This window comes from Pseudomonas lini (assembly GCF_001042905.1).
In the GTDB taxonomy this organism is placed as follows: domain Bacteria; phylum Pseudomonadota; class Gammaproteobacteria; order Pseudomonadales; family Pseudomonadaceae; genus Aquipseudomonas; species Aquipseudomonas lini.
The window spans coordinates 924357-938512 of record NZ_JYLB01000001.1 but is presented as its reverse complement, the minus strand read 5'-3'; the positions used below and the strand labels follow the sequence as shown (position 1 = coordinate 938512).

Sequence of the window (14156 nt, the reverse complement as noted above, 5' to 3'; positions counted from 1 at the left end):
ATTGTCCGGATAGCGTCTTAGACCCGAATCATCTCCCGCACCTTCGCCGTCAATAAATCGAAGGTGAACGGCTTGGTGATCATCTGCATGCCGGGATCAAGAAAGCCACCGCGCACGGCGGCGTGTTCAGCATACCCGGTGATGAACAACACTTTGAGATCAGGCCGGTACTGCCGACCGATTTCCGCCAGTTGCCGGCCGTTCATGCCCGGCAGTCCCACGTCGCTGATCAACAGGTCGATTCGCTGACCGGAGTCGAGAATCGGCACGGCGCTGTCGGCATCGCCCGCTTCAACTAAGGCGTAGCCCAATTCACTCAAAACGGCGCTGACCAGGACTCGCACGGCGGGATCGTCTTCGACGATCAGCACGGTTTCGCCGTCCCGGGCGTAAGGAGCGTGTTGGGCATCGACTTGGGTGTCCTGGAGCAGTTCGCCGCTGAAACGCGGCAAAAACAGACTGACCGTGGTGCCTTTTCCGACTTCACTTTGAATGCTGACGTGGCCGCCAGACTGTTTGCTGAAACCGTAAATCATCGACAAGCCCAGGCCCGTGCCCTGGCCGATGGGTTTGGTCGTGAAGAACGGATCAAAGGCCCGGTTGATGGTGCTTTGCGGCATGCCGCAACCGGTATCGGTGACACTCAGGACGATGTAATCGCCCGGTTGCAGATTGTTGTGTGCCTCGGTAAAGCCCGTATCCAGATGTTGATTGGAGGTTTTGACCAGCAGCTTTCCGCCGTCGGGCATGGCATCCCGGGCGTTGAGCACCAGGTTGAGCAGGGCGCTTTCGAGTTGGTTGGGGTCCGCCTCGGCCACCCACAGTTGCTCATCCAGCTGCATTTCCAGGTGAATGCTTTCGTTGATGCTGCGCTGTAACAGTTCATCCATGGACACCACCAGCGTGTTCATCTGCACGGGTTTTGAATCCAGCGACTGGCGTCGGGAGAATGCCAGCAAACGATGCGTCAGGCCCGCCGCGCGGTTGGCTGAGGTCACCCCAAGATCGATCAGACTGTCCAGATCCTCGGTGCGTCCCCGGGCCAGGCGTCGACGCAGCAGCTCCAGGCTGCCGATGATGCCGGTCAGCATGTTGTTGAAGTCGTGGGCAATACCGCCGGTGAGTTGGCCGACCGCTTCCATTTTCTGCGACTGCCTGAGCACCTCTTCATTGTGGCGCAGTTGCGCGGTGCGTTCCTCGACCTGTTGCTCGAGGGTTTCCAGGGTGTTTTGCAGACGCAGTTCGCTTTGGCTCAGATCAATCAACCGGTCCCTGGCTTCATACTGCCGTCGTCGCCCGCGCAATGCCGTGGTGACCAGGCTGATCAGCGTGACCGGATGAAACGGCCGCTCGAGAAAGGTCACGTTGCCCAACTGCGAACCGAGTCGCGACGCAGGGTTCTGCTCCGGGCCACCGTGGTGGGTCAGCAGTACGATCGGCAGATCCGACCACGCCGGTTGCTGCTCGATCAGACCCAGCAGTGGTTCAAGGTCAGCGCCCAATAAGGCCTCGGAAGCAATCACCAACAGGCCGGCACCCAGCGACAGTTCATTGCACAACGCGCCCAGATCCCGGGTGATGACCCCGTCGAACCCTGCCTCGTTGAGCATCATCAGTGCGATCTGACTGTCACGTCCCAACGGTGCAAGAATGATCGCACGCTCGGACATTGCCTCCATGGCCGTCACTGGGCATCTTCCTCAAGCAGCGGCTTGCTCGCGCCCAGGTAAGTGGGCACGCCACGCAATACACCCTGGAATGCATCCAGTGGTTCACCGATGGTCATGCCCTGGCTGCTGATGCGGTACTCGCGGATGGTCGATTCGTGGCTGCCGGTGCGTTTCTTGATGATCGAGATCGCCCGGCGAACCTTGCCCAGGGCTTCGAAGTAGCGCAATAGAATGACCGTGTCGGCCAGATAGGTAATGTCGACGGGGGCCTGCATGTCACCCACCAGCCCATGTTGAGCGACAGTCATGAACGTCGCGGCGCCTTGGCGATTGAGGTACAGCAGCAACTCATGCATGTGCAGCACCAGGGCATTTTCTTCGGGCATTGCCGCCTGATAGCCGTTGATACTGTCGATCACCACGGTTTTGATATTGCCCTCATCGACACAACGACGAACCCGGTAGGAAAATTCGCCGGGGGACAATTCGGCGGCGTCCACTTGCTCGATCATCAGGTTGCCGGTTTCTTCCAGGGCCTTCAGGTCGATGCCGATGTTTTTCATCCGCTCGAACAGCAGCCCCAGCTCTTCATCGAAGATGAACAATGCAGCCTTTTCGCCACGGGCCACCGCCGCAGCGGCGAAGACCATCGAGATTAGTGATTTGCCGGTACCCGCCGGGCCGAGGATCAGGGTGCTGGAGCCCGTCTCGATACCGCCACCGAGCAGCGCATCCATTTCCGGGATGCCACTGGTCAACTGCTGGCGGATATAACGCCCGCGATGTTCGGCCGCCACCAGGCGCGGGAAGACATGCACGCCGTCACCCATGAGGGTGAAGTCATGGAAACCGCCACGATACTTCTGACCGCGATACTTCACCACGCGGATGCGCCGGCGTTCGGCGCCGTAGTTGGGCGTCAATTCTTCGAGACGAATCACCCCGTGGGCTACACTGTGCACGGTTTTGTCGAGGGCTTCGGTGGTCAGGTCATCCAGCAGCAGCACCGTGGCTTCGTAGCGTACGAAGTAATGCTTGATGGCCAGAATCTGCCGGCGGTAGCGTAAAGAGCTTTGGGCCAACAGGCGGATTTCGGACAGGCTGTCGACCACGACGCGGGTCGGCTTGACCCGTTCGACCGCTTCGAAAATCTGTTTGGTGGCTTCGCCCAGCTCCAGGTCCGAGGAATACAGCAGGCTCTGTTGATGCTCGGCATTGAGCAGGCTTTCTGGTGGCGTCAGCTCGAAGATGTGGATGTTCTCATCCAGCTCCCAGCCGTGGGACAACGCCCCCTGACGCAGCTCGCGCTCGGTTTCAGACAAGGTGATGTACAACGAGCGCTCGCCGGCACGGGCGCCAGCCAACAGAAAATGCAAAGCGACGGTGGTTTTGCCGGTTCCGGGTTCACCCTCCAGCAAGAACACATGGCCGCGAGACAATCCACCGGCCAGGATGTCATCCAGACCTTCAATACCGGTGGCAGCTTTTGCACTGATCAACTCGTTAGATATAGACAAGAAATGCCCTCTCATGACTAGGGGAAACGAGGCAGCAGGCTGGAAGCGCCGAAATAGACTGCCTGATCACTTGACCTTTCGCCGAGACGGCGGTTCAACCTTTTGTGTTTGTGTGTGGTTCTTGTACAAAAAAGCAAAGATCGCAGCCTGTAGGAGCTGCCGAAGGCTGCGATCTTTTGATCTTGATTAAAGCCCTTGCTGCAACGCCGGATCGTCGGGATTGAGCTGCTCCAGCTGTGCCAACAGGATCTGCACGTTCTGCAACTGTCCGCTTTCCTTCCAGTAGTTGATCAGCAGCACGCGCGCCTTGCGATCGGCCGGGTGGCGCTGGACGATTTCCTGTAGCTGGTTCTGCGCAGCTTCCAATTCTTGCTCACTGTGCAGCGTGGTGGCCAGGTCGTAGCGGTAATCCTTGTTGTCCGGCTCAAGCTCCACGGCTTTGGACAGCCCGAGCAGGGCGAACTCACTTTGCCCGTGATGCAGCAACCAGAGCCCCAGCGCATGTTGCAGGTAGGCCGAGTCAGGCTGGGCCTTTAACTGTTTCGCCAACAATTGCCTGGCGGCATCGCTTTGGCCCTGTTTATCCAGCACTTCGATCTGCATCACCAGTGCCGGCAGGTTGCCGGGCGCCAGTTGCAACGTGCGCTCCAAGGCCTGCTGCGCATCCTTCAGCTCGGCATTGTGCAAGTGTAGGCGCGCCAGTTGGTACTGGGTGTCAGCGCTTTCCGGCTGACGCTTTAGGCGCTGCTCCCAGGCATCGATGGCTTGCTCCAAGGGGCCGAAGTACAACCCCAGTTCATCCGGCGTCAGACCCAATAAGGCATTGACCGCCGCAAACCGGACGCTTGGGTCGCTGTCATCGAGCAAAGGTCCCAGCAACAGACTGCGCTGCCCACTGGGTACCAGCCCGCTGATGCTTTTGATCGCTGCGATGCGCACATCCGCCGAGGGATGTTGCAGGTCCGCATCCGCCAGTTTCAGGGCTTGCGGGCTTGGGTAGTTGGGCAGTTCGGCATGCAGCCAGACACGGCGCTTGGCCGACAGGTCAGGGCGGCCCAATTGCTGATAAAGCACCCGCGCCGCGCCCGGTTGACCCGCGCGTGCCTGGGCCAGTGCTTCGCTGTAGCCATGCTTGATCGCCGCCGGCACCACAGGCGTCGTGCTACGCAGGAAAAACCAGGCGAGGGCGAGGGCAAGCAATACGCAGAGGCTGATGAGCAAGTAGCGGCGGGACTGAGGCATGCAGGAATCCGGGAGCTGGGCTTTTGCAAAGCCACCAGCTTCGGTCAGGCCGGGCCGTGAGTCAAACCCAAGCTTGATTCAGCAGGTAGTCGTCGGCGAATTTGCCTACAGGTTTTGTCGACACCGAAACCTGCCGAGGCACTGAAGCAATGACTACGCTTGCTGGAGATGACTCAATGAGCGCTCCCATGCAACCACTGCTTCAATATTTCAAGGCGATACTCAACCCCGGACGAGAGGTACTGCTGTTCGCCCTGAGGACCATTGTGGCCGGGCTGCTGACATTGTATCTGGCCTTCCTGTTCGACCTTGAACAGCCCAAGTGGTCGATCATGGCGGTGGTCATCGTCAGCCAGCCATTGGGCGGCATGGCCCTGGCCCGAAGTTTCGGCCAGGTCATCGGCACCACGTTCGGAGCAGTCGTGGCGGTGTTGATCATGGCGATCTTTCCCCAGGCGCCCCTGCCTTTCATCCTCACCCTGGCCTTGTGGTTGGCATTCTGTACCGCCGGCGGCACGTTGTTGCGCTACACCAGTTCCCAGGCATTTGTTCTGAGCGGGTATACGGCGGTGGTCGTGGCGCTGCTGGCGGTGCCCGATCAGGAAGGCACGTTCCTGCTGGCCGTCACTCGTGTGACCGAGACGCTTTTGGCCGTGGCTTGCGTGTGCGTGGTCAGCCTTCTCACGGCGCGGCCGGAAGCTGTGGCGCGGGATTACTTCGCCAAGATCGATCAGGTCATCAAGCTGCTCGCGACCCACGCTGCTTCCGTTATCCGAACCGAAGAAAGCGAGGCCGATTTCCATCGGCGGCAAATGCAACTGCTCGGCGCAATCAGTGCTCTGGAGGGGGTACGTCGGCATTTATATTACGATGCGCCACGGTTGCGCAGCGCCAATAGTCTGGTGCAGTTGCTTGGCAATCAGCTGGTGCTGCTGACTTCGCGGTTGACGGCCCTGCGTCACCAGCGACTACTGCTCACCGAACGGTGGGAAGGAGCATTGCCGGAAGAGATACAGCGTTTGCGCGCCGAAGAACTGGCGTTTCTCGATGAACTGGCCCTGCAAGGTCGTTCACTGTCGACCGAGGAGCGGCACCATTTCGCCGCGCTGCAACAGCGTTTCGAGGACCAGGCCTACAAGGCCGAACAACTCACCGAGACGATGCCTGCCACGCTGCGTTCATTGGCCTGGGCACTGCGCTGGGAGCAGGCACGGATGCTGGAGCAACTGGGGCAGATTCTGGAACTGAGCGACGCGATTCAGGAAGGGCGTGAAGCCAGTTGCGTGTTCCGTGGCCAGGAAAATCCGCTGCATCTGGACTTCACCTTGGCGGCAATGAATGCAATCCGGGCTTTTACCGCGCTGGTTGTGGCCGGCCTGATCTGGATCGAGACCGCTTGGGACGGAGCCCGTGGCGGGATGATTGTGGTGGGGATTCTCTGTTCGCTGATGGCGACTTTTCCGCGGCCGTTGCTAGCCGCGCAAAGCTTTGCCAGGGGGCAGGGGCTGGCTTTGGTGGTGTCGGCGCTCTATCTGTTCATGCTGATACCGATGATCAGTGACTTCGAGTTACTCGCCTTGTTGCTTGCCCCATTGCTGTATGCCGTCGCGGTGGGGCTGGCCAGTCCGTCAACCACTGGTACAGGCATTGGTCTTGGACTGACGACCATTCTGCTGCTGGGTCCGCAAAACACAGAAATCGGCCAAAACAGTGCCGTTCAGTGGTTCGAGTTTGCCGGTGCATACATCAGCGCCTCCGCGCTGGCGCTCAGTGTCTACGCCTTGATCTTCCCGTTCAGACCCGTTTTGCGGATACGCCGGTTGTTCAATGAAAACTGCGAGCAGGTCTACGCTTTGCTGAAGACGCCGGCCACCGATGAACAACAATTTGCGTTTGAAAGCCGTATGGTCGATCGCCTGACCATGATGTTGGGATTATTGCCGGCTACCAACGACAAGCACTCCAGCGAGCTGTTCGAAGTCAGCCTTGGGTGCATGGCGCTGGGTGTGGCCTTGAACCAGCTCAGGCAACAGGGGCAAAGCAACACGTTGCTGAGTACAGACCAGCAAAACCGTTTGCTGGCTGCCGTGCGTGAGACAGGCCGATTGATCGCCGGGCGGCCCGGAATTGACCTTGAGCAGCTGCTCGGAAACTTGCGTGTCTTGGGCGATGAAATGGACGACTTGCATTTAGACGTTCATGAACACCTGTGGTCGGTGTTCAGAATGCGCGTGGCGTTGTTGATCGTGGTGTCGTTTCTGGAGCGACATCGCCAATACTTTCAACCCGTCCAAACGGAAGGAGAGCCAGCCCTTGCCCATTGATTTTGAATTGGGTGGTGTCTACTTGCCGCCGATTGCCCAGGCGTTACTGCTGGCCCTGCCGATTTTCCTGCTGCTGGACTGGATCTTGCGCCGCTTTGGCGTGCTGCGTTTTGTCTGGCATGAGGCCTTGTTCGAAGGCGCGCTGTATGCCTGCGTTTGCGCGGCGCTGATTCTGGTGATGGGAGCTTGATGCCTTGAAGAAGATCCTTGCCCGACTCGTGACTGTGGCGGTGGTATTGCTGGCCTTCGTGCTTGGCTGGTTCGCCTGGGAACATTACACCCGCGCGCCCTGGACTCGGGACGCGCGGGTTCGCGCCGATGTGGTGACGTTGTCCGCCGATGTCTCGGGGCGCATCGTCAGCCTGAGTGTTCAAGACAACCAGCATGTTACGAAAGGCCAGTTGCTGCTGGAGATCGACCCGGCTCGTTATACGCTGGCAGTGGAGCATGCCAAGCGCGCGGTGGAAGTCGCAAAAGCCACACTGGGCCAATCTGAAGCGACGATTGTCTCCAGTGAAGCGCTGCTCAGGCAGCGCCAGAGCGAAGAGCGTCGCCGTCGAACCCTCAAACAGGGTTTCGCGATCTCCGGCGAAGAATGGGAGAAATCCAGTACCGAAGTGGCTGTGGCGCAGGCGGAACTGTTGCGCAATCAGGCCAATCTGGGCCTGGCCCAAGCCAACGTGCAACTGGCGATCGCGGCATTGACCCAAGCCGAACTGGACTTGCAGCGCACGCGGGTCGCAGCGCCAGTCAGCGGTTACGTGACCAACCTGCTGACTCGTCAGGGCGATTACGCCACTGCCGGAGGGGCGTTGCTGGCGCTGGTGGACAGCGACTCGTTTTATGTCAGCGGCTACTTTGAAGAAACAAAGCTGCCACGAATCGAGGAGGGCGACCGGGTCAGGGTCGAGTTGATGAGTGGCGAGACCTTCGGCGGCACCGTGCAAAGCATCGCTTTTGCTATCGCCGATCGCGAGAACTCCCCCGGCAGTCGCCTGCTGGCCAACATCAACCCCAGTTACACCTGGGTGAAGCTGGCGCAACGGGTGCCTGTGCGGATTCAGATCGATGCTGACTATGTCGCTAAAAACCGCCTGCGTGCCGGGACCACGGCTACCGTGACCATCATGGAAAACGGCGATAGCAAAGCAACCCACTAACCCCCTGTGGGAGCGGGCTTGCTCGCGAATGCGGTGTGTCAGCCGCAGAATATCTATTGGATGTACCGGCCTCTTCGCGAGCAAGCCCGCTCCCACAGGTTCTGCGAATGCCTCCAGCACGGTGTGCAGCCAAAAAAAAGCCCCGCGACCGAATGAGGCGCGGGGCAAAAGAATTGGTTGGTTGCGGCCAACCAAAGGAGCTCTTTAAAACGTTACTTGCTAGCGACCGTCTCTGGTTGCCAACCGCCGCCAAGGGCTTTGTAGATTGCGACAATGCCGCGATACAAATCGACTTCGGCCTGGGCCTGGGTGTCTTCCGCCGCCAGGCGCTCACGCTGAGCATCGAGCAACACGAGGAAGTCCTCGGTACCTTCGCGGTAGCGAATCTCGGCCAGGTCCGCGGCGGCGCGGCTGGATTCGCTTTGACGAATCAGCGAGATCAGGCGCTGCTGACGTTTGCCGTAATCGCTGAAGGCGTTTTCCGACTCTTCCAACGCCAGCAGTACTTGCTGCTCGTAGGTCGCCAGGGCGCCTTCGGCTTCAGCATCGGCACCGCGCAAACGGGCGCGCACGCTGCCCAGGTCGAACGCCGCCCAGGTAATGCTTGGGCCCAGTGCCCAGGCGTTGGCTGCCGAGGAGCCGATCTGCGAACCGCGCCCGGCGGTGAAGCCGAGGAAGCCGCTGAGGCTGACCCGTGGGAACAAGTCAGCCTTGGCTACGCCGATACGAGCGGTGGCGGCCGCCAGTTGGCGTTCGGCGCTGCGGATGTCCGGGCGCCGTTGCAGCAGTTCGCCCGGATCACCGATCGGCAGGGCCTTGGCGATTGCCGGCAAGTCTTTTGGACTCAGGTCGACAGTCAGCTTGTCCGGACGCTCACCCAGCAGGGTGGCGATGCGGTTGCGCTGACGCACCTGTTCGGCCTGCAGTTGCGGCACGCTGGCTTCGACAGACGCCAGGCGAGCATCGGCGCGAACCACGTCCAGCTGATCGCCGACACCGGCATCACGCAGGCTTTCGGTGATCTTGCGCGATTCCTGCTGGTTGTTCAGGTTCGCCAGAGCGATCTTTTCCCGCAGTTGCGCGCCGCGCAGTTGGCCATAGGCGTCCACCAGTTCGGCAATCATAGTGACTTGCAGTTGGTAAAGATCGGCTTCGGCCGCCTGCTGTTCAGCGTCGCTGGATTCCAGGTTGCGCTGGATGCGACCGAACAAGTCCAGTTCCCAAGCCATGTCCAGGCCCAGGTCATAGCGTTCACTGCTGACGCGTTTAGTGGTCTGGCCGGGAATCTGTCCTTTGGCCAGATCACTGCTCGCGCGGCTGGTGATGGTCGGCATGGCGTCATTGCTGGCGTCGTCGCGAATTGCCCGGGCCGCTTTCCAGCGAGCGAAGGCCACGCGCAAATCACGGTTGCCTTGCAAGGATTGCGTCACCAACTGGTTGAGGGTTGGATCGTCGAACTGCTGCCACCAGATGCCTTCGAAACGTGCACGGTCGAAATTCTTCTGACCGGCGCTGCCATCGGTGGCGGCCGTGATGTTGGCCGCCTCCGTAGCTGGGGTTTTGTAGTCCGGGCCGACGGCGCAGGCACTCAGGGCCAGTACCAGAAGGCTCGGCAGGAAGGCTTTCAGGCTCATTGTTGCGCCTCCAGTTGCTTTTCCAATTTCAGCGCCTTGGCGGCTTTGCGCGCTTCACCGCGCTCCACAAAGTTGCGAATCAGTACGTAGAACACCGGCGTCAGCAACAGGCCGAAGAAGGTCACCCCGAGCATCCCGGAGAACACCGCCACACCCATGGCATGACGCATTTCGGCACCGGCACCGCTGGAGAAAACCAGAGGCACAACACCCATGATGAATGCGAAGGAGGTCATCAGGATCGGCCGCAGACGCAGACGGCAAGCTTCCAGCACTGCTGCCAGCGGGCCGAGGCCTTCTTCCTGTTTATCCTTGGCAAACTCGACGATCAGAATCGCGTTCTTACACGCAAGTCCCACCAGTACGATCAAGCCGATCTGGGTGAAGATGTTGTTATCGCCACCCGAGGCAATCACACCAGTAATGGCCGACAGTAGGGTCATCGGAACGATCAGGATCACCGCCAGTGGCAGGCTCCAGCTTTCGTACTGAGCCGCGAGTACCAGGAACGCCAGCAGTACGCAGAGCGGGAACACGAACAGCGCCGTGTTGCCGGACAGAATCTGCTGGTAGGTCAGGTCGGTCCACTCGTAGGTCATGCCGTTGGGCAATTCGTCCTTGAGCAGTTTCTCGATGGCTTTCTCGGCCTGGCCGGAGCTGTAGCCGGGGGCTGCCGCACCGTTGATTTCAGCGGTGATGAAGCCGTTGTAGTGCATCACACGGTCCGGCCCCGAGGTGTCGCTGACCTTGATGAAGGTCGCCAACGGGATCATCTCGCCACGGTTGTTACGCACTTTCAGCTGACCGATCTGGTCCGATTCGAGGCGGAACTGCTGCTCAGCCTGAACGTTGACCTGATAGGTGCGACCGAAGCGGTTGAAGTCGTTGGCATACAGCGAGCCCAGATAAATCTGCAGGGTGTCGAAGATGTCGCTGACGGCCACGCCGTGGGTCTTGGCTTTTTCCCGGTCGATGGCGGCATCGACCTGCGGCACGTTCACGGTGTAACTGGTGAACAGGCCAGCCAGTTCCGGCACGCTGTGGCTTTTGGTGATGATGTTCATGGTTTCTTTGTACAGCTCGTCATAGCCCAGGTTGCCCCGGTCTTCGATCTGCAGACGGAAACCACCAATGGTCCCCAGGCCTTGTACCGGCGGCGGCGGGAAGATCGCCATGTAGGCTTCCTGAATCCCGGCGTACTGACCGTTCAATGCACCGGCAATCGCACCGGCGGACATGCTCGGATCCTTGCGCTCGTCGAAAGGCTTCAGGGTGACGAACACGATGCCGGCGTTCGGGCTGTTGGTGAAACCGTTGATCGACAGACCCGGGAAGGCCACGGCACTTTCCACGCCAGGCTGTTTCAGGGCCAGGTCGGACATGCGCTTGATCACGTCTTCGGTACGGTCCAGGCTCGCGGCGTCCGGCAGTTGCGCGAAGGCCACCAGGTATTGCTTGTCCTGGCCGGGTACGAAACCGGTCGGGGTATTGGAGAACCCGAAGAAGGTCAGCACCATCAAGCCGGCGTACACCAGCAGGGCGATACCGCTGCTGCGGATAACCCGGCCCACGGTGCCAACATAACCATGGCTGGCCTTGTCAAAGAAGCGGTTGAACGGACGGAACAACCAGCCACCGAAGATCTTGTCCAGAACCTTGGAGAAACGGTCTTTCGGTGCGTCATGGCTCTTGAGCAATACGGCGGCCAGCGCCGGCGACAAGGTCAGCGAGTTGAAGGCCGAGATCACGGTCGAAATCGCAATCGTCAGGGCGAACTGTTTATAGAACTGCCCGGTCAACCCGGAGATAAACGCAGCCGGGATAAACACCGCACACAGCACCAGCGCCGTCGCAATGATCGGGCCGGTCACTTCGCGCATCGCACGTTTGGTGGCTTCTATAGGGGTTAATCCGAGCCCGATGTTTCGCTCGACGTTTTCCACCACCACAATCGCATCGTCGACCACGATACCGATGGCCAGTACCAGCCCGAACAGCGACAGGGCGTTCAATGAGAAGCCAAACAGGTGCATCACGGCAAACGTACCGATCAGCGAAACCGGCACCGCCACCAACGGGATGATCGATGCGCGCCAGGTTTGCAGGAACAGGATCACCACCAGCACAACCAGGATCAGTGCTTCGAAGAGGGTGTGAACCACCGCCTCGATGGAGCCGCGCACGAAGATCGTCGGGTCATAGACGATGCTGAAGTCCATGCCTTCCGGGAAGTTCTTCTTCAGCTCGGCCATTTTCTCCCGAACGTCGTTGGAGATCTGGATCGCGTTGGAACCAGGGCGCTGGAAGATCGGGATCGCCACCGCCGGCTGGTTGTTCAGCAAGGAACGCAGGGCGTACTGGCTGGAGCCGAGTTCGACGCGAGCGATGTCTTTGAGGCGAGTGATTTCACCGTTCTCGCCGGAGCGAATGATGATGTTCTCGAACTCTTCCTCGGAAACCAGACGGCCTTGGGTGTTGACCGACAACTGGAACGCGGTGGCATTCGGCGCAGGCGGAGCGCCCAGGGCACCGGCCGCCACTTGACGGTTTTGTTCACGAATCGCGGTGACCACATCGGTGGCGGTCAGGTTGCGCGAAGCGGTCTTGTTCGGATCGAGCCACACCCGCAGCGAGTAATCGCCCATACCGAACAGCTGCACATCACCGACACCGCCCAGACGCGCCAGCTCATCCTTGATGTTGAGCAAGGCGTAGTTGGACAGGTAGAGCATGTCGTAGCGTTTGTCCGGCGAGGTCAAGTGCACAACCATGGTCAGGTCGGGCGAAGCCTTGTCCACGGTGATACCGATGCGCGTCACTTCCTCGGGAAGTTTGGGTTCGGTCCGGGTCACGCGGTTCTGAACCTGTACCTGCGCGTTGTCCAGGTCAGTGCCCAAAGCGAAGGTGATGGTCAGGGTGATCTTGCCGTCGGCGGTGGACTGCGAAGACATGTACAGCATGTTCTCGACGCCGGTGATGGCTTGCTCCAACGGAGCGGCCACGGTTTCACCGATGACTTTAGGGTTGGCACCCGGGAAGTTGGCACGCACCACAACGGTCGGTGGCACGACTTCCGGGTATTCGCTGATCGGCAACTGGAACAGCGAGATGGCGCCGGCGATCAGGATCAGCAGCGACAGTACCGCTGCGAAGATCGGCCGTGAAATGAAGAATTGGGAAAAATTCATCGGAGTAATTGTCCCTTAACCGCGTGGAGTCGCAGCAGCCACTTTCACAACCGCACCCGGCGCGACCTTGGCAGGTGCGATTTGGGGCAGGTTGCTGGCTTCCAGCGCTTTTCGTTGTTGTGCGAGAGCCGCGAGAGTTTGTTCGCTGGCCATCGGGATCACCTCAGGGGTGACCGGTGAGCCAGGGCGAACCCGCTGCAAGCCCTTGACGATGATGGTGTCGTCCTTGTTCAGGCCGCTGCGCACGATGCGCAGACCTTCGATCTTCGGACCCAGCTCGACAGGGCGGTAAGCGGTTTTGTTGTCGGCATCCATCACCAGCACGAACTTTTTACCCAGGTCGGTACCGACTGCTTCGTCGTTGATCAACACCGCGGAGTAAGTGCCGCTACCCACCAGTTTCAGGCGTGCATAAAGCCCCGGGGTGTAGGTGCCGTCGCTATTGTCGAACACCGCACGACCGCGGATGGTGCCTGTCTTCGGGTTGACCTGGTTGTCGACGAAGTTCATCTGGCCCTGGTGCGGGTTGCCGTCTTCATTGGACAGGCCGAGGTAAACCGGCGTGGTTGCACCGCGTTGGCCTTGGCGGGCGAGCTGGGTGTATTTAAGGAAGACACGCTCGTCGGCGTCAAAGTAGGCGTAGACCTTGTCGGTGGACACCACGCTGGTCAGCGCGGTGGTATCGGCGGTCACCAGGTTGCCAGCGGTGATTTCCGCACGGCTTACGCGGCCGCTGATGGGCGCCGTGACGCGGGTGAAACTCAGGTTCAGTTTGGCCAGGTCCAGTTGGGCCTGGAGGGCACCGACGGCGGCGCGAGCTTCTTGAGCCGCGCTGGTGCGCGAGTCGGCGAGTTCAGCGGAAATCGCGTTGCTGGTGCGCAGGCGTTCGCCGCGCTGGGATTCGTTTTCGCTGCGGGTGGCGGTGGCGCGAGCCTGGGCAACCAGGGCTTCGAGGCGGCGGACCTCAGCCTGGAAGGGGCGCGGGTCGATCTGGAACAACAAATCGCCTTTCTTGACCAGCGCGCCTTCGGTGAAGGCCACATCATCGATCTGGCCGGAAACCCGTGGACGAATCTCTACCGTTTCCGGCGCTTCAAGGCGCCCGGTGAATTCGTCCCACTCGTTGACCGGTTGTTCCAGCACCTTGGCCACGCTGACTTTGGCCGCGGGCATGGTGGCGGCAGCGTCCGGAGTCTTGCCGCAAGCGCTCATCACCAGCACGGCCAACAGGGCCAAGGGGAAGCGCAAATGTTTGAGTGAATGTTCCATGGATTCATCCGCCAATGTATTGAGATGGACGGATGATGCTTGGCGGGGTTGTATGGCACGAATCGAATGAACCGAAGGTAACTATCATTCGGAATGATATAAGCTCAAAGCGAGCCCTCTAGCATGCACCTTCCGTTAGTGGGCTATCAAAT

9 protein-coding genes are annotated in these 14156 nt (G+C 60.0%); 3 read left to right on the top strand and 6 right to left on the bottom strand.

Annotated features, from left to right (window positions below; translation table 11 throughout):
• Window positions 1–17 precede the first annotated feature (17 nt).
• The 3 genes from TU81_RS04075 to TU81_RS04065 all read right to left on the bottom strand — a co-directional run bounded on the left by TU81_RS04075 (window position 18) and on the right by TU81_RS04065 (window position 4429).
• Entirely contained in the window at window positions 18–1688 is a 1671-nt protein-coding gene (locus TU81_RS04075; protein WP_048393512.1) for an ATP-binding protein, read from the bottom strand.
• Entirely contained in the window at window positions 1685–3187 is a 1503-nt protein-coding gene (locus TU81_RS04070) for an ATPase domain-containing protein (RefSeq protein WP_048393510.1), read from the bottom strand. Before TU81_RS04070 ends, TU81_RS04075 begins: the two co-directional genes overlap by 4 nt.
• Before the next feature lie 186 nt (window positions 3188–3373).
• Complete coding sequence (locus TU81_RS04065) at window positions 3374–4429, bottom strand: tetratricopeptide repeat protein (RefSeq protein WP_048393509.1); 1056 nt, start codon at window positions 4427–4429, stop codon at window positions 3374–3376.
• Window positions 4430–4605: 176 nt separating this feature from the next.
• On the opposite strand from TU81_RS04065, the gene TU81_RS04060 reads away from it, so the two are divergent.
• The 3 genes from TU81_RS04060 to TU81_RS04050 are packed head-to-tail and all read left to right on the top strand — an operon-like array spanning window position 4606 to window position 7913.
• Window positions 4606–6753: an FUSC family protein gene (locus TU81_RS04060; protein WP_048393504.1), complete on the top strand. Its 2148-nt coding sequence runs from the start codon at window positions 4606–4608 to the stop codon at window positions 6751–6753.
• Complete coding sequence (locus TU81_RS04055) at window positions 6743–6943, top strand: DUF1656 domain-containing protein (protein WP_048393502.1); 201 nt, start codon at window positions 6743–6745, stop codon at window positions 6941–6943. The genes TU81_RS04060 and TU81_RS04055 overlap by 11 nt, the downstream gene beginning before the upstream one ends.
• 4 nt (window positions 6944–6947) lie before the next feature.
• A complete protein-coding gene (locus TU81_RS04050) occupies window positions 6948–7913 on the top strand; it encodes an HlyD family efflux transporter periplasmic adaptor subunit (protein ID WP_048393500.1) in 966 nt (321 codons plus the stop codon).
• A 212-nt stretch (window positions 7914–8125) separates the two neighbouring features.
• Here TU81_RS04050 and TU81_RS04045 read toward each other — a convergent pair whose 3' ends face one another.
• The 3 genes from TU81_RS04045 to mexE are packed head-to-tail and all read right to left on the bottom strand — an operon-like array spanning window position 8126 to window position 14004.
• A complete protein-coding gene (locus tag TU81_RS04045; RefSeq protein WP_048393498.1) occupies window positions 8126–9547 on the bottom strand; it encodes an efflux transporter outer membrane subunit in 1422 nt (473 codons plus the stop codon).
• Complete coding sequence (locus TU81_RS04040) at window positions 9544–12735, bottom strand: efflux RND transporter permease subunit (RefSeq protein ID WP_048393496.1); 3192 nt, start codon at window positions 12733–12735, stop codon at window positions 9544–9546. The genes TU81_RS04045 and TU81_RS04040 overlap by 4 nt, the downstream gene beginning before the upstream one ends.
• A gap of 15 nt (window positions 12736–12750) precedes the next feature.
• Window positions 12751–14004 (bottom strand): multidrug efflux RND transporter periplasmic adaptor subunit MexE, encoded by a 1254-nt coding sequence (gene mexE / locus TU81_RS04035; RefSeq protein ID WP_038983377.1) that lies wholly within the window; start codon window positions 14002–14004, stop codon window positions 12751–12753.
• Between the last annotated feature and the right edge of the window lie 152 nt (window positions 14005–14156).

Excerpts from the sequence above, each read along its gene's own strand:
- TU81_RS04040 (WP_048393496.1), bottom strand. The coding sequence starts at position 12,735 with ATGAATTTTTCCCAATTCTTCATTTCACGGCCGATCTTCGCAGCGGTA.
- TU81_RS04060 (WP_048393504.1), top strand. The coding sequence starts at position 4,606 with ATGAGCGCTCCCATGCAACCACTGCTTCAATATTTCAAGGCGATACTC.
- TU81_RS04065 (WP_048393509.1), bottom strand. The coding sequence starts at position 4,429 with ATGCCTCAGTCCCGCCGCTACTTGCTCATCAGCCTCTGCGTATTGCTT.
- TU81_RS04045 (WP_048393498.1), bottom strand. The coding sequence starts at position 9,547 with ATGAGCCTGAAAGCCTTCCTGCCGAGCCTTCTGGTACTGGCCCTGAGT.
- mexE (WP_038983377.1), bottom strand. The coding sequence starts at position 14,004 with ATGGAACATTCACTCAAACATTTGCGCTTCCCCTTGGCCCTGTTGGCC.